We start from the raw sequence: 21,337 nt of genomic DNA on the forward strand, positions 1-21,337 counted from the left end.
TGCCGGAAGGGCTCAGGCGCCGAGGCGGGCCAGCAGCCAGCTGCGAATGTCGCCCAGCTGCGGGCGGCAGATCTCGTGACGCATCGGGTACTCGTGCCACTCGGGGGGGAGTCCGGCGCTTTCCAGCCGGTTCTTGGCATCCCAACCCAGCGACAGGCTCACCACATCGTCATAGATGCCGTGCATGTAGCAGATGGGCAGGGCGCGAGCAGCCTCGCTCATCTCGCCGAGCAGCTTGTCGGGGGCGGCCAGATAGGTGGACATGCAGAGCAGGCCCGCCAGCGTTGCCTGATAGCGCAGCGCGGTGAAGGAGGCAATCACCCCGCCCTGAGAGAAACCTGCCAGCACGATATGCTCGGGGGCAAACCCGTCGGCCACCAGCTGATCGAGCAATGCGGCAATCTGGTCGGCTGATTCACGGACATGGGACTCCACGGCCCGCTCGGCGGGATCCTCGAAGCTCCTGATGTCGTACCAGCCGCGCATCTTGTAGCCCATGTTGATGGTGATGGGGCGCTCGGGGGCATCCGGCAGCAGGTGACGCACCGGTAGCTCGGCGGGCAGATCCAGCGCGTCCACCAGCGGGGCGAGACCGGCGCCGGAATCACCCAGCCCATGCAGCCAGATCACCGCATGACGGGCGCCCTGCGGGTGCAGGTCGATCATGGGAACACCACCTCTTCGCCCGCCTGGGCGGTGCAGGATTGGCTCAGCAGCGCCTTGAGCTCGTGGCCGAAGCGGTTGTCGATCCAGGTGTCACCCTGCAGTTCGAAGTGGAAGCCGTTCTCGCGGGTGGCGACCCAAATCTGGTGCAGTGGCTCCTGCTTGTTGATGATGACCTTGGTCTTGTTCTCGAAAGAGAGGGTCAATACGCCGCCGTTGCGTTCGCAGTCGATATCCGGATACCCCTCGTCGAGCGTGTCTTCCACATATTGGAAAAAGGCGTCGGTCAGGGCGTGATACTCGTGATCCTTCATCGGTTTATCCTGTTGCTTTTAACAATGTGAGTGCGATTATAGAGGGCCAAAAATTTTTTCGCAGCGAACCATTATGATCACCCAGTTCACCAAGTGTCTGCTTGCTACTCTTCTGTCCCTCGGGTTGGCCGCGTGCGGTCTGAAGGGGCCTCTCTATATGCCGCCCCCCGAGCAGCCACAGAGCCAGAGTACACCGCAAGCAGCACCGCCTGCGACCACTCAGGCTGCCACCGAGGCCGCGCCGCACTAATGCCGCACCCATTCTAGGAAGGAACCGCCCCCTTGGATCACTTTAACTACGACGCCGACGGCCAGCTTCAGGCCGAGCAAACCTCGCTGCAACAGCTTGCCGAGCAGTACGGTACCCCGCTTTACGTCTACTCCCGTGCGACCCTCGAGCGCCACTGGCACGCCTTCGACAAGGCCGCTGGCGATATTCCCCATCTGATCTGCTATGCGGTGAAGGCCAACTCGAACCTGGCGCTGCTCAACCTGCTGGCCCGTCTGGGCTCGGGGTTTGACATCGTCTCCGGTGGCGAGCTGTCGCGGGTACTGGCGGCGGGCGGTGATCCGGCCAAGGTGGTCTTCTCCGGTGTAGCAAAGAGCGAAGCGGAGATGCGCCTGGCGCTGGATAAAGAGATCCTCTGCTTCAATCTGGAGTCGGAAGCCGAGCTGGAGCGCCTCAATCGGGTGGCGGGCAGCATGGGCAAGAAAGCTCGCGTCTCGGTGCGGGTCAATCCGGATATCGATGCCGGTACCCACCCCTATATCTCCACCGGCCTCAAGCAGAACAAGTTCGGCATTCCCATCGAGCAGGCGCCAGCCATCTATCGCAAGGCGGCCGCGATGGTGAACATCGAGATCGTCGGGGTGGATTGCCATATAGGCTCGCAACTCACTGAATTGAATCCCTTTATGGAAGCGGCTGACAAGCTGCTGCGGCTGATCGACGGTCTGGCAGCGGAAGGCATTCATATCCATCATCTGGACGTGGGCGGCGGCCTTGGGGTCAACTATGGTTCCGAGCAGCCACCCCATCCGACCGAGTATGCCGAAGCGCTGAAGCAGAAGCTGGCGGGCCGGGATCTGACCCTGCTGTTCGAGCCGGGCCGTGCCATCGTCGCCAATGCCGGCGTGCTGCTGACCCGGGTCGAGTACCTGAAACCGGGCGAAACCCGCAACTTCGCGCTGATCGATGCCGGCATGAACGACATGCTGCGTCCCTCGCTCTACGGCGCCTGGATGAACATCATCGAAGTGGATAGTCGTGCCGGCCATGCTCCCGCGCTCTATGACGTGGTGGGCCCGGTGTGCGAGACCGGCGACTTCCTCGGCAAGGAGCGTACCCTGGCCATTGCCGAGGGCTCCCTGCTGGCAGTGCGTTCGGCCGGTGCCTACGGCTTTACCATGTCATCCAACTACAACACCCGTCCGCGCGCAGCCGAAGTGCTGGTGGATGGTGCCGAGGCGCACCTGATCCGCGAGCGTGAGCAGTTGGCCGATCTCTGGCGCGGTGAGCACCTGCTGCCCTGATGGCGCAGGCTGGGACAATGATTTCATAACGGTTGACGGTGAGTTTTTACAGCCCTAACAGCACAGGAATGCACGATGTTGATAGATTTTTCCAAGATGCATGGCTTGGGCAACGACTTCATGGTGGTGGATGGCGTCACCCAGAAGGTATTTTTCAGCAATGACGTCATCAAGAAGCTGGCAGATCGCCACTTCGGGATCGGCTTTGACCAGCTGCTGCTGGTGGAGCCGCCCTATGACCCTGAACTCGACTTTCACTATCGCATTTTCAATGCCGATGGCAGCGAGGTGGAGCAGTGTGGCAACGGTGCCCGCTGTTTTGCCCGTTTCGTGCGTCTCAAGGGGCTGATCAACCGGGATCGCATCGCGGTCAGTACCGCCCGGGGTCGCATCGTGTTGCAGCTGGAGGGGGAGAATCAGGTCACGGTCAACATGGGTGTTCCCCAGTTTGAGCCGGGCAAGATCCCGTTCCGGGCCCAGAAGGCAGAGAAAACCTATCTGTTGCGGGCGCAGGAGCATACCGTGATGTGTGGCGTGGTCTCCATGGGCAATCCCCACTGCGTCATCGAGGTGCCTTCGGTCGCCGATGCGCCGGTCGAAACGCTGGGTGCCATCATGGAGCGCCACGAGCGTTTTCCCGAGCGGGTCAATGTCGGTTTCATGGAGATGGTCAACGCCACCGAGATCAAACTGCGTGTATTCGAGCGGGGCTGTGGCGAGACCCTGGCCTGCGGCACCGGTGCCTGTGCGGCGGCAGTAATTGGCATCAGTCAGGGCAAGCTCAAGGAGCGGGTCACCGTCAGTCTGCCGGGCGGCAAGCTGACAATCGCCTGGAAGGGGCCGGGCCAGCCGGTCTATATGACAGGTCCCGCCGAGCATGTGTTTGACGGCCAGATAGAGGTTTAGCCGATAAAGGTTCAGGTACGGGGGGCGCTGGCCTCCTTTGCCCATGATGTCGGGGCAGCAAGCCCCATTTCTCTGATGGATCAACCAATTTATGAGCGAACTCAAACGGCAGGAGCAATCGGTGGATGAAGCCACTGTGCTGGAGTACCTGGCCCGTTATCCCGAGTTTTTCCAACGCCATGCCGCCGTGCTGGACCGGATCCGCATTCCCCATGAACGCAAAGGGTCGGTCTCGCTGGTCGAGCGCCAGCTGGAGCGTCAGCGCGAGCGGATCGAACAGCTGGAGCAGGAGATCACCGAATTGATGGGGATCGCCAGCGAGAACGAGCGGATCTTCCGGGTCTATGCCGATCTCTACGGCGAGCTGTACGGCTGCCAGACCCTGTTCGAGGTGAGTGCCGTGATGGGCAAGGCCTTTGTCCAGCGGCTGCGCCTGACCGGGCTGCGGCTCTGGCTCAATCCCAAGAAGTTTACCCTGAGCGGGCCAGAGCAGCGTTTTCTGGCGCAGGGCAAGCAGCTCGAATCCCTGCTGGGTCAACGTCTGCCGGGGCAGGATTACTACTTTGGCCGCCTGAGCCAGAGCGAGAAGCAGGCGCTGTTTGGCCATGATGTGCTGGTCAACTCGGTGGCCCTGATGCGGCTCGGCGATCTCGGTGTGCTGGCCTTCGCCAGCTCGGATCCCGGCCACTTTACTCCCCACAACGACACCCTGCTGCTGGGCCAACTGGGGCGCCTGCTGCAACTGCGTTTGCCCGAGTTGACTCATGGCTAGAACACCGGCCAGGGCGCCAGCCAAAGCTCCCGTCGTCGCACCGCCACTGCCTGCGGCACTGGCGGACGAGCTGGCGGCCTTTATCGAATACCTGAGGGTCGAGCGTCAGCTCAGCCCTCATACCCGCAATAACTATCAAGCCCATCTGGAGGCGATGACCGCCGAGCTGGTGGCCCTGGGGCTCACTGACTGGGGTCGGCTCGAGGCGAGTCAGGTGCGCACTCTGGTGACCCGGATGCACAAGGGGGGACTTGCTCCTCGTTCCCTTTCCACCAAGGTCTCGGCCCTGCGCAGCTTTTGCGACTGGCAGGTGCGGCAGGGGCGGCTGACCGCCAATCCGGCCCGCGGCATCGTCACCCCCAAACAGGGGCGGCCGCTGCCGAAAAACCTCGATGTGGACGAGATGCACCAGCTGCTCAACATCACCGACGAGCAGGATCCGCTGGCGGTGCGGGATCGCGCCATCATGGAGCTGATGTACTCTTCAGGGCTGCGTCTGGCCGAGCTGGTGGGGATCAATCTGGTGGACCTGAAGCTCGACGACCGCCAGCTCAAGGTGACCGGCAAGGGCTCGCGGGAGCGGGTGCTGCCCATCGGCCGGATGGCGGTCGAGTGGCTGCAGAAGTGGCTCAAGGTGCGGCCGTTGCTGGCCGGGGACGAGAGCGAGGCGCTGTTTGTCTCCAGCCGCAAGCAGCGGCTGTCGGCCCGCTCGGTGCAGGCCCGCCTCGATGGCTGGGGCAACAAGCAGGCGCTCAACGCCCACGTTCATCCCCACAAGCTGCGCCACAGCTTCGCCACCCATATGCTGGAGTCCTCCGGCGATCTGCGGGCGGTGCAGGAGCTGTTGGGACATGCCGACCTCTCTACCACCCAGATCTATACCCACCTCGACTTCCAGCATCTGGCCAAGGTTTACGACAGCGCCCACCCCAGGGCCAAGCGTGACCCGGATGCGCAGGACGATGAATAACGGGCCCTGAGCCCCGTTGCAGAGGAGAGTCCATGCACTTCTATCGCCGCTGGCAGCCGGTTGCTGCCATCTCGTTTGACCTCGATGACACCCTCTATGACAACGGCCCCGCCATCGTGCGCGCCGAGCAGTGGATGCTGAGCCATCTGCGCAGCGAATATCTGGCCACCGCCATGCTCGACAAGCCGCGCTGGCTGGAGTTAAAACGCACCGTGTTGCTGGCCAGGCCCGAGCTGCGCCACGATGTCAGCCTGGCGCGCCAGCAGACCATCCGCGCCGCTATGGTGGCGGGGGGGATGGCTGACCAGCAGGCCAGCCGCGAGGCGGAGCAGGTGTTTGCTGCGTTTCTGGCAGAGCGCTCGAAGATCGAGGTGAGCGAGTCCACTCATCAGCTGCTGGCCAGACTGGCCGAACGCTACCCGCTGGTGGTCATCACCAACGGTAATCTGGATCTGGCGCAGGCAGGGCTGGATCGCTACTTCACGCTGGTCTGCAAGGCGGGGATGAATGCCAGAATGAAGCCTGCCCCGGATATGTTTGAGCAAACCCGTAGTGCCCTCAAGCTGCCTGCGGAGCGGATCCTCCATGTTGGGGATCATCCCGAGACCGATGTGCTGGGTGCCCGCTTGCACGGCTTTCGCGCCGCCTGGCTCAACGAGCGGCAACAACCGTGGCAACAGCTGCAACTGTTGCCGGACGTGGAGCTGACGGCACTGGAGGAGCTGGCCGAACTGCTGCTCTGATGGCGCTGGCGGGAGGCTCGGCTCAGGCGGTAATGGCTGTCAGCGAATAGCGATATATGGCAAGGGGTTACGCCCGCTATTTGCGGCAAACCAACCCGAGCAGGGTGTAGCGGTCGCGCTGGTTGACGCGGCAGTAACTGATGCCGGCGGGCAGCGCCTGCTGCAGGGTGATGGCGCTGTTCTGATAGCGGCAGACCAGATAGAGCGGGCGCAGGCTGCTATCGAGCTGGCTCCAGTAGTGGATCTCGTCGCTGTCGCCATTATCCGGTTTTAGCTGGGCCAGTTCGGCAGGATCTCCGTCGAACAGGGCCAGATTATCGAGCCGATGGCTGAGGGTTTCGTCCGGTTTGCCATCGTCATTGCGGGTGAACGCCTGCCAGCCCTGCTGCGGGGTCAGCAGCTTCTGGCGAGTCTCGATGGTGGCGGGACAATCAAATTGCAGGCTGGCGGCAAGGGCCAGGGTTGTCAGTAACATGGCTGCGGTTCTCTCTTCACGTCCTCAATACGATGCCATGCTACGTCATCTTCCGCCGAACAGCTTCATCAGTTTATCAAGCAGATCAAGCTGTTGTGGTGGCTGTTTCATGGCTTCCGCTTCCCGCTCCAGCAGCGCCTGCTGCTCCTGCTGGCGGTCGCTCAGCACCCGGTAGAGGGGCTCGACCAGCGCCTCGCGCTGCATCACCAGCTCCTGAAACATTGCCTGATTGATGCGATAGGTTTCGACGGTGGCCACCGCCCGTACCGTGAAGGAGCTGGGCTCGCCGGTGAGCAGGCTCAGTTCGCCAAAAAAGTCTCCCGCGTTGAGCGTACCGAGTTTCAGCTCTCGCCCTTCGACATTGACCACCATCTCGGCTTCCCCTTTGACCAGCACGAACAGCCAGCTGGAGACATCTCCCTGCTCCAGCATGATGTCGCCGCTGACGAAGGGGGCGAACTTCACCTGATCGGCCAGCTGGAGCAGCTCGTTCTCCTGCAACATGGCAAACAGCGGCAGCTTGCGCAGGGTATCGGTTCGTTCGGCGGTGTGGCGCTTGTGGCGGGCATCCAGATGCTGCTTCTCCTTGGCCATAAAAACGTTGAAGATCGGCGGGGTGAGGCGGCGATCGTTGCGGCGCAGGGCGGCATCGATCAGGCTGCGCACCATGGAGTCGGTCGGATCGTCGCGAGCCAGGTCAGTGAGCCAGTAGCGCACCGCATAGCGGGCGATGCCCCCTTCGACGTTCATCAGCAGGCAGTCCGGTTGTGGATGCTTGGCGACGCAGGGGAGCTTGGTCTCCCGCAGGGATTTCTCGATCAGCGCGATGATCTGGGTCGGCAGGGTATCCAGGGTCAGATCGAACCAGACCCAGCGCCGCCACTGCAAGGGTTCGCCACGGCGGCGCCCGAGCACGGTGAAGCGCTGTTTGAGCAGGTGGCTGTTGGGGATGACGACAGTCTCCCAGTTGCGGGTCTCGATGGTGGTAGCACGCCAGTTGATCTCCACCACCCGGCCCTGGGTGGTATCCACTTGCAGCCAGTCACCGATGGCGATGGAGTTGTCGAGCTGAATGGAGACCCCGGCCAGCAGGTTGCCAAGGGTGTCCTGCATGGCGAAGGCGATGACCGCGGTGATCACCGCCGAGGTGGTGACTATCTCCCCGAGCGCCATGCCGGAGGCGTAGAGGCGAAACAGACCCCAGCCGATATAGCCGATGGTGATGACGATATCGGCGATGATCCGCGGGATCCGCACATGGCAGAGGGGGAGCAGGAATTCGAACAGCAGGATCCCCCATATCTTGACCAGTATCAGGCCAGCCAGCAGGGTGGAGATCTCGATCAGCAATTGATGGGGCAGCGGCAGTTTGAACCAGCCCCCTTCCAGCTGGATCAGCATGATCACCACCGCGCTTATCATCACGAAACTGAGCTCGGAGAGCAGCTCCCGTCGCTGTCCCGGACGGCGCCAGAAGTGGATCAGCATCAGGGAGAGGGTGAGCAGGGTCCAGAACGGGTGTTCGCCAATCCAGATCAGCGTCGGTAGCGCGGTGAGGTTTTCGCCAGCCATAGCAGCACCTTATTGTGGTTTTATTTCCAGCATAGCTGCTGCGGCGCGGGGAAATGGTGCGTTGGGGCGGCAATTTATTTATCCTGTGCAGAACCGGGCAAAGGAGTGCGATTGAGTGAAATTTTCAAAGAAAATCATCTGTTTGATGGCCCTGTTGCCATTGGCGGGCTGCGACCTGCTGGCCGAGAAGTATCGGGTCGAATTCCGGGATGGCTCCTGGCGTGAAATAGCCATTACCCCCTTCTCCAGCGAGGCGCGCTGGCGTGAGGGGTGTGCCACCGGCGAGGTGCTGAGTGATATGAAGGTGCCCATCAAGCGGGGTGACACGGTCAATGGCCGCGAGCAGTTGCTGATTGGCGGCGAGAAGTTCGAACTGGATGACAACAACCTCTACCGCAGCAACGGCATGGTGTTTGGCCATTCGCCTGACCATATCCAGCGCGGGCTCAAGGGGATGGATATCTGCCGTACCCTGCGCCCCGAGCGGGGCGGACTGCCCAAGCTCAAGGCGCGCGGGTTTGGCGACTGAATCGATGAGGGATTAACTAGCCGCCATCAATGCACTGCGTTGGCGGCAGGCATCGCCAAAGGCTTGAAAGATCTTGATGGAGTGGGGGTTTTCATTGGCTTTCCACTCCGGATGCCACTGCACTGCCAGCAAAAAGGGTGACAGTGTGGGAGCATGAAGTGCCTCGATCAGCCCATCTTCGGCGTGGGCCAACGGCTCCAGACCCTTCCCCAACCGGTTGATGCCCTGCCCATGCAGGGAGTTGACCGGAATCTGTTCTTCCCCCATCAGTTCGGCAAACCAGCTTCCGGGCAGCAGTTTGATCTGATGGCTCGGCCCATACTGCTCGTCGACCGGATCGTCGGCATCCTCCCGGTGATCGTCATAACCCGGCTCGTTATAGACCTTCTGATGGATGTCTCCCCCCAGCGCCACGTTGATCTCCTGCATACCGCGGCAGATACCGAGGATCGGCAAGCCACGGGCGAGCGCCCCCTTGATGAGGGGCAGATCGAACAGGTCGCGATCCCTGTCCTGCTGTTTCTCCGGCGTGAGGTTCTCCTGACCGTAGAGGGCTGGATCGATGTTGGAGCCGGCGCCGCTCAGATAGATGCCGTCAGCCAGATCCAGATACTGCTCCAGATCAGCGGTGCCGCAGCAGGTGGGCACCAGCAGCGGGACGCAGCCGCTTATTTCCACCAGCGGTATGATGTATTTGTGGGTCATCACCTGATAGGCGTGGCCGTTGCGGGGCTGGGCTCCCATGGTCATCAGCACGACAGGTTTACGGGGAGCGGGAGGCTGGGGATTTGGCATAGGGCACCTTGATTATCCTTGGCGTTGAAGTCTCATCCTGCGCCTTGGGCAGGCCCTTGCAAACCGGCAGGGCAAGGGCATGCCTCAAGGCATGGTCAAGGGATCCCGTGTCGGCCCGGGGGGCAGAATCGTCGGTCAGCCTCGGCAACGACAGCCTGGATCCTCTCTTCAGTCTGCCAAGGCCGTTCAATATGTCAAACAAAATGATACCAAATTGTTAACGCGTCTGTTTTGGTCTGCTCTGAAGCGGCGATTTAACGGGGTTGTTGAGATGGGCCGTTATGGCTGGGGTAGCAAAATGGTGGATATATTAAACGCGCAGGGGGGCGGGGTATGGGGAGAGGAAAAGGCATCAATAGAAGCACGCCTCCCCGAGGGGAGGCGTTTTTCGGGGATCACAGCAGGTCTTCAATCTCGCCGCGCAGATACTGGTACATCTCGCGATAGGCGACCGGCGGCTTGTTCAGCTCCCGTTCCTTGTTGGCGCTGCGGATCAGCTGGCGCAGCTTCTGGCGATCCAGTTCGTGGAACTGGGACATCAGCTCGTTGAGGGCGCTGTCTCCCTCGCTGATCAGCCGCTCGCGCCACTGCTCCAGGCGATGCAGGCGCGCATTCACGGTGGAGTGACGGTTCTTGATGATAGAGAGTGCTTCGGCAATCGGCTCGATATCGCGGCTGCGCATCAGGCGGCCGATGAACTGCAGATGGCGACGGAAGGACTCATCCTTCTTCGGCTTGAGTTTGCGACCCAGCTCGACAGCTTCTGCAAGCTCTTCATCCAACGGGATTTTTTCCAGCTCGCTGTGGCTGAGGGAGACGATCTCTTCCCCCATTTTCTGCAATGCTTCGGCATCGCGCTTGAGCTGGCTCTTGCTGGGGCCCCAGTCTTCGAACTCGTTGTCGTCTTGATATTGACTCATCGGTCTCTTGATTCCTGTCATTCACGTTTGGCGGATATGTTACCAGCTTCTCCCGCTGGGCGCAGGGGTCTGATATGCTTACCCCCCTTTCCTTCTTTCATACAGATGTGAGTTATGGATCAGCAAGACCAAATCCGCCAGGATCAAGCCCATCTCGAGGCCGTGGTTGCCGAAGCCCTGGAGATAGCCAAAGGACTGGGCGCCTCGCTGGCCGAAGTCTCCATCAGCAAGCAGACCGGGTTGTCGGTGAACACCCGGGGTTGTGAACTAGAAAGCATTGAATTCAATAAGGATGGCGCCCTCGGTATCGCCGTCTATCGCGATGGTTGCAAGGGATCTTCCTCGACCACCGATCTGAGCAAACCCGCCATTCGTGCCGCCGTTGAAGCGGCCATCGAGATTGCCCGCCACACCTCGGCCGATGATTGCGCCGGTCTGGCGGACGCCGAGCTGCTGGCCTGGGATGCCCCCGATCTACAACTGTGCCACCAAATCGAACTGGATCCCCAGCGCGGCATCGAACTGGCCATCGAGTGCGAACGACTCGCTCTGGGTCGCGATGCCCGTATCAAGCACTCCGACGGCGCCGGTTTCTCCAGCCATCTTGGCATCAAGGTCTATGGCAACAGCCACGGCTTCGTCAAAGGCTACGCGGCGTCGCGCAACTCTCTGAGCTGTGTGCTGATCGGCGAGCAGGATGGCGACATGCAACGGGATTACGGCTACTCCTCCAGCCGTACCCTCGACGGGCTCTGGAGCCCGCAGCGCATCGCCGACGAAGCCGTTGAGCGTACCGTCTCCCGCCTCGGCGCCCGCAAGATCTCTACCCGTCATGCGCCTGTGCTGTTCCATCCTGACACAGCCTCCGGTCTGTGGGGCCATCTGGTGATGGCCATCAGCGGTGGCAACCTCTATCGCAAGTCGAGCTTCCTGCTCGACAAATTGGGCAAGCAGATCCTGCCAGAGTGGCTCACCATTCAGGAGTTCCCCCACCTGCTGGGCGGGCTTGCCAGTACCCCGTTCGATGGCGAAGGGGTGCGTACCCGCGACATGGATATCATCCGTAACGGCGAGCTGATGAGCTGGCTGCTTACCTCCTACTCTGCGCGCAAGCTGGGCTTGACCACCACCGGTCATGCCGGTGGCATCCACAACTGGCAGGTCTCCAATACCGGCCAGGATTTTCAGGGCATGCTGAAAGAGATGGGCACCGGCCTGCTGGTGACCGAGCTGATGGGACAGGGGGTCAATATCGTAAATGGCGATTACTCCCGCGGCGCCGCCGGTTTCTGGGTCGAGAATGGCGAAATAGCCTATCCGGTCGAGGAGATCACCATCGCCGGCAATCTGGCCGAGATGTTCAGCCATATCGTGGCGGTGGGCCGTGACGAGGATGAGCGCTCCAGTCTCAAGACCGGCTCGGTGCTGGTAGAGAATATGAAGCTGGCGGGTCACTGATCCCGGTTTCAACAGAACCGAAACCATGAAAAAGGCCCCCTCGCCAACGCGAGGGGGCCTTTTTATCGGCTAGCTATCAGTGGGCTATCAGCCCTTGATGCGCTCGATGCGGCCACCCAGACCCTGCAGCTTCTGCTCGATGTCTTCGTAGCCACGGTCGATGTGATAGATACGGTCGACGATGGTGGAGCCTTCGGCCACGAAGCCGGCCAGTACCAGACTGGCGGAGGCGCGCAGATCGGTCGCCATCACCTGGGCACCCTTGAGTTGCTCGGTGTCACGGCAGATGGCCACATTGCCCTGCAGTTCGATGTCTGCACCCATCCGTACCAGTTCGGGAACGTGCATGAAGCGGTTCTCGAAGATGGTCTCGGTGACCATGCCGGTGCCTTTGGCGACGGCGTTCAGCACAGTGAACTGTGCCTGCATGTCGGTCGGGAATGCAGGGTAGGGGGCAGTCTTGATGGTGACCGGCTTGAGCGTGCGGCCAGTCATGTCGAGGGTGATCCAGTCTTCACCCTTCTCAATCAGGGCGCCAGCCTCTTCCAGCTTGACCAGTACCGCTTCCAGCAGAGTCGGGTCGGTCTTGCGGCAGGTGATCTTGCCGCCGGTGACCGCTGCGCCCACCAGGAAGGTACCGGTTTCGATGCGGTCAGGCTGCACACTGTAGTTGCCGCCGTGCAGACGCTCGACACCGTCGATGGTCAGGGTATCGGTGCCCGCGCCCTGGATCTTGGCGCCCAGAGCATTGAGGAAGTTGGCCAGATCGACCACTTCCGGCTCGCGCGCGGCGTTTTCGATCACGGTGCGGCCATCAGCCAGGGTCGCAGCCATCATCAGGTTTTCGGTACCGGTCACGGAGACCATATCCATCAGGATGTGGGCGCCTTTCAGGCGACCATCGACACGGGCCTTGATGTAACCATCTTCGATGGTGATCTTGGCACCCATCAGCTCCAGGCCGTGGACGTGCAGGTTGACCGGACGGGCACCGATGGCGCAGCCGCCGGGCAGGGAGACATCAGCAGCACCGAAACGGGCGGCCAGCGGGCCCAGCGCCAGAATGGAGGCGCGCATGGTCTTCACCAGCTCGTAGGGGGCGACATGGTTGTTCACCGCACCGGTCAGCACTGTGACGTTGCCGTTGACCTTGGTGGTCGCGCCCAGCATCTCCAGCAGCTTGATGGTGGTGCCCACATCTTTCAGGCGCGGCACGTTGGAGAGGTGTACCTCTTCATCACAGAGCAGGGTTGCGAACAGGATCGGCAGCGCGGCGTTTTTGGCGCCGGAGATGGTCACTTCGCCGTTGAGAGTACAACGACCATCGATTTTGAATTTGTCCATTTTTTACTTCGTTACCAAATCAGGAGGGCAATAGGAATTTACGTTCGCGTTTCCACTCGGCGTCGGTGAACGCTTTGATGGAGAGGGCGTGAATGGCGTTGCTGGCGATCTTGTCCATCAGCGGGGCATAGATGGCCTGCTGCTTCTTGACCCGGCTCATGCCGTCAAACATGTCACCGACGGCGATCACTTGGTAGTGACTACCGTCCCCTTTGACATGGACTTCGGACAATGGCAGAGCCTCAAGGAGTATCGCTTCAATTTCAGAGACTTGCATTATGCGTCCTCAGTTGTGAGCGGGGTTGACTGAAACAGCCCGGCCACCCCGTAGAGGTTGGCCAGGGTATAGAAATCACTGGAGGCGCCCACCAATTGCGGTGTGGCGCCTCGCGCTAATACGGCTTTGGCCCATTTGACCAGCAGGGCCAGTCCGGCAGAGTCGAGGGTGGTGACGCCGCCGAGCTCAAGCTGGTCGTCCTGCCACCATTCGGCGCGGCGTTGCCACAGGTCATTGACCTGTGGCGCCTGCAGCTCACCGCTGAGAGTCATGGTTTGAGTACCAGCGGCTTGGCGTTGTGTTCGCGCAACTGGGCGATCACTGCATCGATGCCATTCTGGCGAATGAGGCCGCCCAGCTCGCTCTGCTTGGCGGAGAGCAGGCTGATCCCCTCTGCCACCATGTCGAAAGCTTTCCACTCGCCGGTCTTGTTGTTCTTGCGCAGCTTGAACTCGAGGAAGATGTCCGGCTTGCCGGCCTCTTTCACGCTGACGTTGACGGCGGTGATGTTGCCGCTGGGAGCTTTGCCCGGCTCGACCTTGACGGTCTGCTTGTCAAAATGGGCCAGCGCATCGGCGTAGGAGCTCACCATGTACTCGGTGAACACCTCGACGAAGGCATTGCGCTGCGCTTCGGTAGTCTCTTTAATCTGGTTGCCAAGCACCTTGTAGGCGGCGAAGCGGTTGTCCACATAGGGCAGCAGCTCTTCGCGGATGATCACCCGCAGGTGATCCGGATTGCTTTTCACCTGGGCCTGATCGGCTTTCAGGCGGGCAAAGGTCTGCTTGGCAGCCTGATCCACCAGCGCATTGGGGTCGGTGGCATCGACTGCGGCCTGAGCAGACAGGGAAAAGAGCATGCTGGTCATCAGACCCAGCAGCAGGGCGATTTTCTTGAACATGATTACTCCTTCTTGCTGTCTGATTTGCTGTCGGAGGATTGGCTGTAGAGGAACTTGCCAATCAGATCTTCCAGCACGATGGCGGATTTGGTGTCTTCAATCAGGTCGCCATCCTTGAGCATCTCGGTGCCCATCTCCTCATCGCTGAAGCCGGGGGCCAGACCGATGTACTGCTCGCCGAGCAGACCGGAAGTGAGGATGGAGAGGGTGCTGGTATCGGCGAACTCGCCAGCGCTCTTTTGCATCATCAGGGTGACTTCGGGCACCTGGGTTTTCGGGTCCAGTACGATGTCACTGACCCGACCGACCACCACGCCGCCGACCTTGACCGGCGAACGGACTTTCAGGCCGCCGATATTATCGAAATGCGCGCGCAGGGTATAGGTTTCTCCTTCCGGTTTGAAGCTCAAACCGGCCACTTGCAGGGCCAGTGCCAGAATGGCACCGATGCCAGCCAGCATGAAGGTGCCGACCAGGAATTCTACTTTGCTGAACTTCATCTTTACCTTATCCAAACATGACTGCAGTGAGTATAAAATCCAGGCCGAGCACGGCGAGGGATGAGTGGACCACAGTTCGGGTCGTGGCCTGACTGATCCCGGCCGAGGTCGGCTTGGCATCATAGCCGTTAAAGAGCGCAATCCAGGTGACCACCAGGGCGAAAATCAGGCTCTTGATGGCGCCCTGCATGATGTCTTCATGCCAGTCGACGGAGGCCTGCATGGCAGACCAGAAGCCCCCTTCGTCCACGCCGAGCCAGTCCACGCCGACCAGCTTGCCGCCGAAGATGCCGATCAGGCTGAACATAAAGGCCAGCAGCGGCATACTGATGACGCCAGCCCAGAAGCGGGGGGCAACCACCCGGCGCAGCGGGTCGACCGCCATCATCTCGAGGCTTGAAAGCTGCTCGGTGGCCTTCATCAGGCCAATTTCAGCGGTCAGGGCCGAACCGGCACGGCCGGCAAACAGTAGCGCCGTGACCACAGGACCCAGCTCCCGCAGCAGGGAGAGGGAGACCAGCGGCCCCAGACTCTGCTCGGCGCCGAAATCCTTCAATACGTTGTAACCCTGCAGCGAGAGCACCATGCCGATGAACAGGCCGGAGACCAGAATGATGGCTACCGACTGTACGCCCACCACATACAACTGCTGGACAAGCAGCGGGAAGTGCTTGCGCGGTTCGGGTTTGCCCGCCAGCGCATGGAACAACATGATGGTGGCGCGACCGACGGAGCTGATAAACCGCACTCCGACCCGCCCCAGCTTGCTTATTTGACTTATCAACATCAGAGATCCTGTAGCAGATCGCCTGCCGGAAAATGAAACGGAACAGGACCATCGGGCAATCCTTTGAGGAACTGCTCGACTTCGGGATTGTGCTCCTCGCGCAGCTGATCCGGCGTGCCGTGCGCCACCACCTTGCGATTGGCAATGATGTAGGCGTAATCGGCGATGCTCAGCACCTCTTTTACATCGTGGGTGACGATGACGGAGGTAATACCGAGGGCATCGTTCAGCTCCTTGATCAGCTTGACCAGCACCGCCATGGTGATGGGGTCCTGCCCGACAAACGGCTCGTCATACATGATGAGGTCAGGATCGAGCGCAATTGCCCGTGCCAGCGCCGCCCGGCGCGCCATGCCGCCGGAGAGCTCGGAGGGCATCAGTTTCGCTGCGCCGCGCAAGCCCACCGCCTGCAGCTTCATCATGACGATGGTGTGGATCAGCTCCTCCGGCAGGCCGGAGTGCTCTCGCAGCGGGAAGGCCACGTTGTCGTAGACCGTCATGCCGGTAAACAGGGCGCCGCTCTGGAACAGCATGCTCATCCGCTTGCGCACTTCATAGAGGCGCGAACGGGAGAGGGTGGGGATATCTTCCCCGTCAAACAGAATGTGACCGGACTCCGGCTTGAGCTGGCCACCGATCAGCCGCAGCAGGGTGGTTTTACCGATGCCGCTCGGGCCCATGACGGCGGTCACCTTGCCACGAGGAATGGTCAGGTTGATCCCGTCATACAACAGCCGATCTCCGTGACTGAAGGTCAGGTCGGAGATGGTGATCAGGTCATTGTTCAAACAATTGTCCATCCGGTGTAAATGAGGTGCGAATTTTATGGGGTAGTCTAGGTCTAAGCAACAGCAAGGAACAACTATTGAACAGGCTGCAAGCCCATTTGCACGACAGTTTTCTGTAACAAAGTGCGTCATTGAGAGCGGGACTTGCCATCCGATTCGCTTATCCGGGCAGACTTTTTTATAATCCCGCAGCTAATTTCGGCCCGGAGCTGTGTCTTTATGTCTGTAAAGCCTGAGAAAGTGTCTGAACTGTTCGATTTTCGTCGCAGTGCCCGCGCGGTGCTGGACACAGAAAAGCAAGCCATTGATGGACTCTATCAGTATCTGAATGACGCCTTCGACAAGGCGTGCGAAATGGTGCTGCGCTGCGGTGGCAAGATAGTGGTCACCGGCATGGGCAAATCGGGCCATATCGGCAGCAAGATCGCCGCCACCCTCGCCAGCACCGGCACACCGGCCTTCTTCCTTCATCCGGGAGAAGCGAGTCACGGTGATCTGGGGATGATCTCCAGCGGCGACCTTATCATCGCCATCTCCAACTCCGGCGAGAGTGACGAAATCCTGGCCCTGCTGCCGGTACTCAAGCGCCGCGGCATTCCGCTCATCTGCATGACCGGCAATCCCGCCTCCACCATGGCCAAAGAGGCCAACGTGCATCTGTGCATCAAGGTAGAGAAAGAGGCCTGCCCGCTGGGTCTGGCACCCACTTCCAGCACCACGGCAACCTTAGTCATGGGCGATGCCCTGGCAGTGGCTCTGCTGGAAGCGCGCGGTTTTACCGCCGATGACTTCGCCCTCTCTCACCCGGGCGGTTCCCTTGGCAAGCGTCTGTTGCTGCGGGTCGGCGATCTGATGCACAGCGGTGAGCTGTTGCCCCGGGTGGGGATAGATGCCACCATCAGCCAGGCGCTGCTGGAAGTGAGCCGCAAGGGGCTTGGTATGACGGCGGTGGTCGATGGCAATGGCCTGCTGGCCGGGCTCTTTACCGACGGCGACCTGCGCCGCATTCTCGACCAGCAGATCGATATCCATCACACCCCCATCAGCCGTGTGATGACGGCCAACTGTGTTACCGTAGGTCCAGAGATGATGGCTGCGGAAGCCGTCAAGCTGATGGAAACGAGAAAAATCAACGGATTACTGGTCGTGGATGAAGAGAAACGCCCGCTCGGCGCCTTCAACATGCACGACCTGCTGAAAGCCGGAGTAATTTGATGCAAAACGTACCGACCCTCTATGGTCCGGTGACGCGCAGCCAGTTCGACAAGGCGGCGCAAATCCGCCTGCTGGTGTGCGATGTGGACGGGGTGCTCTCCAACGGCCTCATCTACATGGGAAACAACGGCGAAGAGCTGAAAACCTTCTGTACCCGCGATGGTGCGGGCATGCGAGCGCTGCTCAATGCCGGGATCGAGATCGCCATCATCACAGGGCGCAACTCCCGTATCGTCAGCGATCGGATGAAAAGCCTGGGTGTGGCTCATGTGGTGCAGGGGGCTGATAAAAAGCTGCCTCACTTCGAAGCGCTGCTGGCCAAGCTGGGGCTGAGCCCGGAGCAGGCTGCCTATATGGGCGATGACACCATCGATCTGCCGGTGATGGCCGCCTGCGGCTTGGGTATCGCGGTGGCCGATGCCCATCCGCTGGTGCTGAGCCGTGCCGATATGGTGACCCGGCTTGGCGGTGGCATGGGCGCGGTGCGTGAGGTGTGTGACCTCATTTTGCAGGCGCAGGGCCATGACGATTATCAGCCCGAGGCCTCGGTATGAGCAGACAGACCCTGTTGTTTGCCCTGCTGTTTCTGGTTGCACTGGTTGCCTGGCAGCTGGGCAAGGTTGAGCTGGTGCCTGAGAGCGCCGTCAAAATCGAAAACTATCAGCCGGATTTTGTCGCCAAAGATCTGGTGACCACCCGTTTTGATATCAACGGCAAGCGCACCGAGCGGCTGGAGTCGACCTACGCCGAGTATTATCAAATCCTCGAGCAGGCCACCTTCGACAAGCCGGTGGTCTACATGTATGACGCTCAGGGTGCTGCCGAGTGGAAGGTGACCGCCGAAACCGGCGTGCTCAACACCGGCGACAACGTCATCCTGCGGGACAAGGTGCATCTGGATGGTCTGCTGCCCACCTCCTTTATCTCCACACTGGATACCCCTTATCTGGAGCTGGATCTGGTGACACAGGATGTGCGCAGCAACCGGGAAGTGAACATTCTGGGTCGGGATTTCCAGACCCAAGGGGTTGGCCTCAAGGGCCATCTGGACCGCAAATATTTTGAGTTACTGGATCAAGGCCATGCCATCTATTTCAATGAAAAACGCTAATCTGGCCCTCGCAGCCCTGTTGTTGTGTGGTGCGGTGACCGCCAAAGAGTCCGACTTTGCCGAGAAGGTCTACGTCGATGCCGTCAAACAGGTGGCCGAGATGCAGGACAACCGCATCACCTTCGAAGAGGATGTGACCATCAATCAGGGCACCATCCGGATCAAGGCTGACAAGGTGGTAGTGACCCGTTCCGGCGAGAAAGGGGCCGAGGTGATGACTGCCTACGGCAAGCCCGCCACCTTCTTCCAGATCCTGGATAACGGCAAGCCGGTCAATGCCCACGGCAACACTATCCGCTACGAGCTGAAGAACCGGCTGGTGACCATCACCGGCAACGGTCAGCTCAAGCAGGAAGATAGCCAGGTCAATGGCGATCTGATCCGCTACGACATCGTCAAACAGAAGATGATTGCCGAGAGCAAGAGCCCGAGCCAGCGGGTCAAAACCGTGTTCCTGCCGGATCAGGTAGAGAATTTCGACAAGCCCGCCGACCAGAAGAAGCAGGGAAAATAAGCCATGGCAGTGTTAAAAGCAGTGGGCCTGCAGAAGAGCTACAAGCGCCGCATGGTGGTGAGTGACGTCAGTCTTGAAGTAGGCACCGGCCAGATTGTCGGCCTGCTCGGCCCCAACGGGGCGGGCAAGACCACCTCCTTCTACATGATCGTGGGGCTGGTGCAGCGCGATGCCGGTCTCATCACCATCGACGATCAGGACATCAGCCTGCAGCCCATGCATGTGCGGGCGCGCAATGGCATCGGTTACCTGCCGCAGGAGGCCTCAATCTTCCGTCGCCTGTCGGTGTTCGACAACCTGATGGGGGTGATGCAGACCCGCAAGGGGTTGAGTCGTGAGGAGCGTGAGGACAAGGTTCAGCAACTGCTGGAAGAGTTCAACATCACCCACATTCGCGACAACCTGGGTCAGAGCCTCTCCGGCGGTGAACGCCGTCGGGTCGAGATCGCCCGTGCGCTGGCGGCCGAGCCGCGTTTTATTCTGCTGGATGAACCCTTTGCAGGGGTTGACCCGATTTCTGTGATAGACATCAAGAAGATCATTCAGCATCTGAAAGATAGAGGCCTTGGCGTCTTGATTACCGACCACAACGTCAGAGAGACTCTGGACGTATGTGAGAAGGCCTATATCGTCAGCCACGGCAAGATGATTGCCGAAGGTGCACCGGCTGACATCCTTGCCGATGAGCAGGTCAAGCGCGTCTATTTGGGCGATCAATTCAGTCTATAGTAAGGGGGCATGCCTTCATTTCCTTTGACGAGTGCCTCGCTGAACATAAGGATATCCCGACGTAGATGAAGCCGACATTACAGTTGCGTCTCGGTCAGTCCCTGACCATGACGCCGCAATTACAACAAGCGATTCGTCTGCTCCAGCTCTCCACTCTGGAACTTCAGCAGGAAATTCAGCAAGCGCTCGAAAACAACCCTCTGCTGGAGCAGGAAGAGAGCGAGGCGCAAGAGACCAGTCCGGAAGCGCCGGTCGATGCCAGCCAGCTGGATTCCAGCGATGCCATGGCTCAGGAGCAGATGCCGGACGAGTTGCCGGTGGATACCACCTGGGACGAGGTTTACTCTGCCGGCACCGCCCAGAGTGCGGGCCCCATCCACGATGGGGAAGATAGCGTCTATCAGGGTGAAACCACCGAAAACCTGCAGGATTATCTGCTGTGGCAGATGCGGCTCACACCGTTTAGCGATGTGGATGCCGCCATCGCGCTCGCCATCATCGATGCTATCGACGAATCCGGTTATCTGACCGTTGCGCTGGAGGATATCCAGGCTGCCGTCACCAGCGATGACGTAGAGGTGGAACTCGATGAGGTCGAGGCGGTACTCAAGCGGGTGCAGCACTTCGATCCGGTCGGTATTGCTGCCCGTTCTGTGCAGGAGTGTTTGCTCATCCAGCTGGATCAGTATGACCCGCAGACCCCCTGGCTCAATGAGGCCAAGGAGGTGATCCTCGAGCACATGGAGCTGCTCGGCAACCGGGATTACCGTACCCTTGCCCGCAAGACCAAACTGAAGGAGAGCGACCTCAAGGAGGTGCTGGATCTGATCCAGCTGCTGGAACCCCGCCCCGGTAACGGCATCATCCAGAGCGACTCCCAGTACGTGATCCCCGACGTCTCCGTGGTCAAGAAGGGCAGCAAGTGGGTGGTCGAGCTCAATCCCGACTCTGCCCCCCGCATTCGGGTCAACGAGACCTATGCCGCCATGGCCCGCAACGCCCGCAGCAGCACCGACACCCAGTTTATCCGCTCCCATTTGCAGGAAGCCAAGTGGTTCATCAAGAGCCTGGAAAGTCGCAATGACACCCTGCTGAAAGTGGCCAGTTGCATTGTCGAGCAGCAACAGGGCTTTTTCGAGTATGGTGAAGAGGCGATGAAGCCGATGGTGCTCAATGACATCGCCGAAGCGGTGGAGATGCATGAGTCGACCATCTCCCGGGTGACGACCCAGAAGTACATGCATACCCCCCGTGGTATCTTCGAATTGAAGTTTTTTTTCTCCAGCCATGTGAACACCGAAGGAGGAGGAGAGTGCTCATCGACCGCAATTCGCGCGCTCATCAAGAAGCTGGTCACGGCAGAGAATCCTGCCAAGCCGTTAAGTGATAGCAAGATCGCGGATTTGCTGGCCGAACAGGGTATTATGGTGGCGAGACGCACGATCGCTAAGTATCGCGAATCCTTGTTTATCCCACCTTCCAATCAGCGCAAACGCCTGGTTTAGGCAAACAAAAGGATGA

27 protein-coding genes are annotated in these 21,337 nt (G+C 60.2%); 14 read left to right on the top strand and 13 right to left on the bottom strand.

Going from position 1 to position 21,337, the window contains the following annotated elements; genetic code table 11:
• Positions 1-12: 12 nt before the first annotated feature.
• Positions 13-666 carry an alpha/beta hydrolase gene (locus ACB035_RS05440; RefSeq protein ID WP_371166862.1) on the bottom strand — a complete coding sequence of 218 codons (654 nt, stop codon included), beginning with the start codon at positions 664-666 and terminating at the stop codon, positions 13-15.
• Positions 663-977, bottom strand: a complete 315-nt coding sequence (gene cyaY / locus ACB035_RS05445) for an iron donor protein CyaY (protein ID WP_069554181.1) — start codon at positions 975-977, stop codon at positions 663-665. The genes ACB035_RS05440 and cyaY overlap by 4 nt, the downstream gene beginning before the upstream one ends.
• Positions 978-1,050: 73 nt before the next feature.
• Between cyaY and ACB035_RS05450 the strand changes: the two genes are divergently transcribed.
• From ACB035_RS05450 to ACB035_RS05475, 6 genes are all read left to right on the top strand, one after another.
• Positions 1,051-1,227: a lipoprotein gene (locus ACB035_RS05450; RefSeq protein WP_371166863.1), complete on the top strand. Its 177-nt coding sequence runs from the start codon at positions 1,051-1,053 to the stop codon at positions 1,225-1,227.
• A 32-nt stretch (positions 1,228-1,259) separates the two neighbouring features.
• On the top strand, positions 1,260-2,510 hold the full coding sequence (lysA, locus tag ACB035_RS05455; protein ID WP_371166864.1) for a diaminopimelate decarboxylase: 1,251 nt from the start codon (positions 1,260-1,262) through the stop codon (positions 2,508-2,510).
• A 75-nt stretch (positions 2,511-2,585) separates the two neighbouring features.
• Positions 2,586-3,416: a diaminopimelate epimerase gene (gene dapF, locus ACB035_RS05460; protein ID WP_005336371.1), complete on the top strand. Its 831-nt coding sequence runs from the start codon at positions 2,586-2,588 to the stop codon at positions 3,414-3,416.
• A 91-nt stretch (positions 3,417-3,507) separates the two neighbouring features.
• Positions 3,508-4,188 carry a DUF484 family protein gene (locus ACB035_RS05465; protein ID WP_043821859.1) on the top strand — a complete coding sequence of 227 codons (681 nt, stop codon included), beginning with the start codon at positions 3,508-3,510 and terminating at the stop codon, positions 4,186-4,188.
• Positions 4,181-5,158 carry a tyrosine recombinase XerC gene (gene xerC, locus ACB035_RS05470; protein WP_043821861.1) on the top strand — a complete coding sequence of 326 codons (978 nt, stop codon included), beginning with the start codon at positions 4,181-4,183 and terminating at the stop codon, positions 5,156-5,158. The genes ACB035_RS05465 and xerC overlap by 8 nt, the downstream gene beginning before the upstream one ends.
• A gap of 32 nt (positions 5,159-5,190) precedes the next feature.
• On the top strand, positions 5,191-5,901 hold the full coding sequence (locus ACB035_RS05475; protein WP_139442781.1) for an HAD-IA family hydrolase: 711 nt from the start codon (positions 5,191-5,193) through the stop codon (positions 5,899-5,901).
• A gap of 76 nt (positions 5,902-5,977) precedes the next feature.
• Here the strand turns inward: ACB035_RS05475 and ACB035_RS05480 are convergent, their stop codons facing one another.
• Both ACB035_RS05480 and ACB035_RS05485 read right to left on the bottom strand, forming a co-directional pair.
• On the bottom strand, positions 5,978-6,376 hold the full coding sequence (locus ACB035_RS05480) for an STY0301 family protein (RefSeq protein WP_270905766.1): 399 nt from the start codon (positions 6,374-6,376) through the stop codon (positions 5,978-5,980).
• Between the two features lie 45 nt (positions 6,377-6,421).
• A complete protein-coding gene (locus ACB035_RS05485) occupies positions 6,422-7,948 on the bottom strand; it encodes a cyclic nucleotide-binding domain-containing protein (RefSeq protein WP_371166865.1) in 1,527 nt (508 codons plus the stop codon).
• Between the two features lie 145 nt (positions 7,949-8,093).
• Here ACB035_RS05485 and ACB035_RS05490 point away from each other — a divergent pair, with 145 nt between their 5' ends.
• The gene (locus tag ACB035_RS05490) at positions 8,094-8,477 is read left to right on the top strand and encodes a hypothetical protein (RefSeq protein WP_040069030.1); all 384 of its coding nucleotides are present in this window, start codon (positions 8,094-8,096) and stop codon (positions 8,475-8,477) included.
• 12 nt (positions 8,478-8,489) lie between these two features.
• Here the strand turns inward: ACB035_RS05490 and ACB035_RS05495 are convergent, their stop codons facing one another.
• Together ACB035_RS05495 and yjgA are read right to left on the bottom strand one after the other, a co-directional pair.
• Positions 8,490-9,272 (bottom strand): gamma-glutamyl-gamma-aminobutyrate hydrolase family protein, encoded by a 783-nt coding sequence (locus ACB035_RS05495; RefSeq protein WP_371166866.1) that lies wholly within the window; start codon positions 9,270-9,272, stop codon positions 8,490-8,492.
• Between the two features lie 395 nt (positions 9,273-9,667).
• Positions 9,668-10,192, bottom strand: coding sequence for a ribosome biogenesis factor YjgA (gene yjgA / locus ACB035_RS05500; protein ID WP_321146112.1), 525 nt, complete (start codon positions 10,190-10,192; stop codon positions 9,668-9,670).
• A 114-nt stretch (positions 10,193-10,306) separates the two neighbouring features.
• On the opposite strand from yjgA, the gene pmbA reads away from it, so the two are divergent.
• A complete protein-coding gene (pmbA, locus tag ACB035_RS05505; RefSeq protein ID WP_040068810.1) occupies positions 10,307-11,650 on the top strand; it encodes a metalloprotease PmbA in 1,344 nt (447 codons plus the stop codon).
• Between the two features lie 87 nt (positions 11,651-11,737).
• On the opposite strand, the gene murA is transcribed toward pmbA, so the two are convergent.
• From murA to mlaF, 7 genes are read right to left on the bottom strand one after another with little or no spacing between them, the layout of a single operon-like run.
• A complete protein-coding gene (murA, locus tag ACB035_RS05510; RefSeq protein ID WP_371166867.1) occupies positions 11,738-12,994 on the bottom strand; it encodes a UDP-N-acetylglucosamine 1-carboxyvinyltransferase in 1,257 nt (418 codons plus the stop codon).
• Positions 12,995-13,013: 19 nt separating this feature from the next.
• Positions 13,014-13,271, bottom strand: a complete 258-nt coding sequence (ibaG, locus tag ACB035_RS05515; RefSeq protein ID WP_005306001.1) for a BolA family iron metabolism protein IbaG — start codon at positions 13,269-13,271, stop codon at positions 13,014-13,016.
• On the bottom strand, positions 13,271-13,543 hold the full coding sequence (locus ACB035_RS05520; protein WP_005336352.1) for a lipid asymmetry maintenance protein MlaB: 273 nt from the start codon (positions 13,541-13,543) through the stop codon (positions 13,271-13,273). The genes ibaG and ACB035_RS05520 overlap by 1 nt, the downstream gene beginning before the upstream one ends.
• Positions 13,540-14,172: a phospholipid-binding protein MlaC gene (locus ACB035_RS05525; RefSeq protein ID WP_005336350.1), complete on the bottom strand. Its 633-nt coding sequence runs from the start codon at positions 14,170-14,172 to the stop codon at positions 13,540-13,542. Before ACB035_RS05525 ends, ACB035_RS05520 begins: the two co-directional genes overlap by 4 nt.
• Positions 14,173-14,174: 2 nt before the next feature.
• Positions 14,175-14,672: an outer membrane lipid asymmetry maintenance protein MlaD gene (gene mlaD, locus ACB035_RS05530; protein ID WP_005341789.1), complete on the bottom strand. Its 498-nt coding sequence runs from the start codon at positions 14,670-14,672 to the stop codon at positions 14,175-14,177.
• A 7-nt stretch (positions 14,673-14,679) separates the two neighbouring features.
• Positions 14,680-15,459, bottom strand: a complete 780-nt coding sequence (gene mlaE, locus ACB035_RS05535; protein WP_005336345.1) for a lipid asymmetry maintenance ABC transporter permease subunit MlaE — start codon at positions 15,457-15,459, stop codon at positions 14,680-14,682.
• Positions 15,459-16,259: a phospholipid ABC transporter ATP-binding protein MlaF gene (gene mlaF / locus ACB035_RS05540; protein ID WP_005336343.1), complete on the bottom strand. Its 801-nt coding sequence runs from the start codon at positions 16,257-16,259 to the stop codon at positions 15,459-15,461. Before mlaF ends, mlaE begins: the two co-directional genes overlap by 1 nt.
• A 207-nt stretch (positions 16,260-16,466) precedes the next feature.
• On the opposite strand from mlaF, the gene ACB035_RS05545 reads away from it, so the two are divergent.
• From ACB035_RS05545 to ACB035_RS05570, 6 genes are all read left to right on the top strand, one after another.
• Positions 16,467-17,462 (top strand): KpsF/GutQ family sugar-phosphate isomerase, encoded by a 996-nt coding sequence (locus ACB035_RS05545; RefSeq protein ID WP_058057518.1) that lies wholly within the window; start codon positions 16,467-16,469, stop codon positions 17,460-17,462.
• Positions 17,462-18,016 (top strand): 3-deoxy-manno-octulosonate-8-phosphatase KdsC, encoded by a 555-nt coding sequence (gene kdsC / locus ACB035_RS05550; protein ID WP_108542371.1) that lies wholly within the window; start codon positions 17,462-17,464, stop codon positions 18,014-18,016. The genes ACB035_RS05545 and kdsC overlap by 1 nt, the downstream gene beginning before the upstream one ends.
• Positions 18,013-18,573 (top strand): LPS export ABC transporter periplasmic protein LptC, encoded by a 561-nt coding sequence (gene lptC, locus ACB035_RS05555; RefSeq protein ID WP_139740506.1) that lies wholly within the window; start codon positions 18,013-18,015, stop codon positions 18,571-18,573. The genes kdsC and lptC overlap by 4 nt, the downstream gene beginning before the upstream one ends.
• Positions 18,560-19,087, top strand: a complete 528-nt coding sequence (gene lptA / locus ACB035_RS05560; protein ID WP_040068817.1) for a lipopolysaccharide transport periplasmic protein LptA — start codon at positions 18,560-18,562, stop codon at positions 19,085-19,087. Before lptC ends, lptA begins: the two co-directional genes overlap by 14 nt.
• A gap of 3 nt (positions 19,088-19,090) precedes the next feature.
• Positions 19,091-19,816, top strand: coding sequence for an LPS export ABC transporter ATP-binding protein (gene lptB / locus ACB035_RS05565; protein ID WP_005336333.1), 726 nt, complete (start codon positions 19,091-19,093; stop codon positions 19,814-19,816).
• A gap of 65 nt (positions 19,817-19,881) precedes the next feature.
• The gene (locus ACB035_RS05570) at positions 19,882-21,321 is read left to right on the top strand and encodes an RNA polymerase factor sigma-54 (protein ID WP_005336331.1); all 1,440 of its coding nucleotides are present in this window, start codon (positions 19,882-19,884) and stop codon (positions 21,319-21,321) included.
• The last annotated feature ends 16 nt before the right edge of the window (positions 21,322-21,337 follow it).

The organism is Aeromonas sp. S12(2024) (assembly GCF_041402305.1).
GTDB classification, from domain to species: Bacteria; Pseudomonadota; Gammaproteobacteria; order Enterobacterales; family Aeromonadaceae; genus Aeromonas; species Aeromonas veronii.

Coding starts and splice junctions, on each gene's coding strand:
- mlaF (WP_005336343.1), bottom strand. CDS start 16,259: ATGGACAATTGTTTGAACAATGACCTGATCACCATCTCCGACCTGACC.
- ACB035_RS05440 (WP_371166862.1), bottom strand. CDS start 666: ATGATCGACCTGCACCCGCAGGGCGCCCGTCATGCGGTGATCTGGCTG.
- xerC (WP_043821861.1), top strand. CDS start 4,181: ATGGCTAGAACACCGGCCAGGGCGCCAGCCAAAGCTCCCGTCGTCGCA.
- ACB035_RS05465 (WP_043821859.1), top strand. CDS start 3,508: ATGAGCGAACTCAAACGGCAGGAGCAATCGGTGGATGAAGCCACTGTG.
- ACB035_RS05490 (WP_040069030.1), top strand. CDS start 8,094: ATGGCCCTGTTGCCATTGGCGGGCTGCGACCTGCTGGCCGAGAAGTAT.
- cyaY (WP_069554181.1), bottom strand. CDS start 977: ATGAAGGATCACGAGTATCACGCCCTGACCGACGCCTTTTTCCAATAT.
- ACB035_RS05525 (WP_005336350.1), bottom strand. CDS start 14,172: ATGTTCAAGAAAATCGCCCTGCTGCTGGGTCTGATGACCAGCATGCTC.
- ACB035_RS05495 (WP_371166866.1), bottom strand. CDS start 9,272: ATGCCAAATCCCCAGCCTCCCGCTCCCCGTAAACCTGTCGTGCTGATG.
- murA (WP_371166867.1), bottom strand. CDS start 12,994: ATGGACAAATTCAAAATCGATGGTCGTTGTACTCTCAACGGCGAAGTG.
- pmbA (WP_040068810.1), top strand. CDS start 10,307: ATGGATCAGCAAGACCAAATCCGCCAGGATCAAGCCCATCTCGAGGCC.
- kdsC (WP_108542371.1), top strand. CDS start 17,462: ATGCAAAACGTACCGACCCTCTATGGTCCGGTGACGCGCAGCCAGTTC.
- ACB035_RS05475 (WP_139442781.1), top strand. CDS start 5,191: ATGCACTTCTATCGCCGCTGGCAGCCGGTTGCTGCCATCTCGTTTGAC.
- ACB035_RS05545 (WP_058057518.1), top strand. CDS start 16,467: ATGTCTGTAAAGCCTGAGAAAGTGTCTGAACTGTTCGATTTTCGTCGC.
- lptB (WP_005336333.1), top strand. CDS start 19,091: ATGGCAGTGTTAAAAGCAGTGGGCCTGCAGAAGAGCTACAAGCGCCGC.
- ACB035_RS05520 (WP_005336352.1), bottom strand. CDS start 13,543: ATGACTCTCAGCGGTGAGCTGCAGGCGCCACAGGTCAATGACCTGTGG.
- mlaE (WP_005336345.1), bottom strand. CDS start 15,459: ATGTTGATAAGTCAAATAAGCAAGCTGGGGCGGGTCGGAGTGCGGTTT.
- ibaG (WP_005306001.1), bottom strand. CDS start 13,271: ATGCAAGTCTCTGAAATTGAAGCGATACTCCTTGAGGCTCTGCCATTG.
- ACB035_RS05485 (WP_371166865.1), bottom strand. CDS start 7,948: ATGGCTGGCGAAAACCTCACCGCGCTACCGACGCTGATCTGGATTGGC.
- ACB035_RS05570 (WP_005336331.1), top strand. CDS start 19,882: ATGAAGCCGACATTACAGTTGCGTCTCGGTCAGTCCCTGACCATGACG.
- dapF (WP_005336371.1), top strand. CDS start 2,586: ATGTTGATAGATTTTTCCAAGATGCATGGCTTGGGCAACGACTTCATG.
- lptA (WP_040068817.1), top strand. CDS start 18,560: ATGAAAAACGCTAATCTGGCCCTCGCAGCCCTGTTGTTGTGTGGTGCG.
- ACB035_RS05450 (WP_371166863.1), top strand. CDS start 1,051: ATGATCACCCAGTTCACCAAGTGTCTGCTTGCTACTCTTCTGTCCCTC.
- mlaD (WP_005341789.1), bottom strand. CDS start 14,672: ATGAAGTTCAGCAAAGTAGAATTCCTGGTCGGCACCTTCATGCTGGCT.
- ACB035_RS05480 (WP_270905766.1), bottom strand. CDS start 6,376: ATGTTACTGACAACCCTGGCCCTTGCCGCCAGCCTGCAATTTGATTGT.
- lptC (WP_139740506.1), top strand. CDS start 18,013: ATGAGCAGACAGACCCTGTTGTTTGCCCTGCTGTTTCTGGTTGCACTG.
- yjgA (WP_321146112.1), bottom strand. CDS start 10,192: ATGAGTCAATATCAAGACGACAACGAGTTCGAAGACTGGGGCCCCAGC.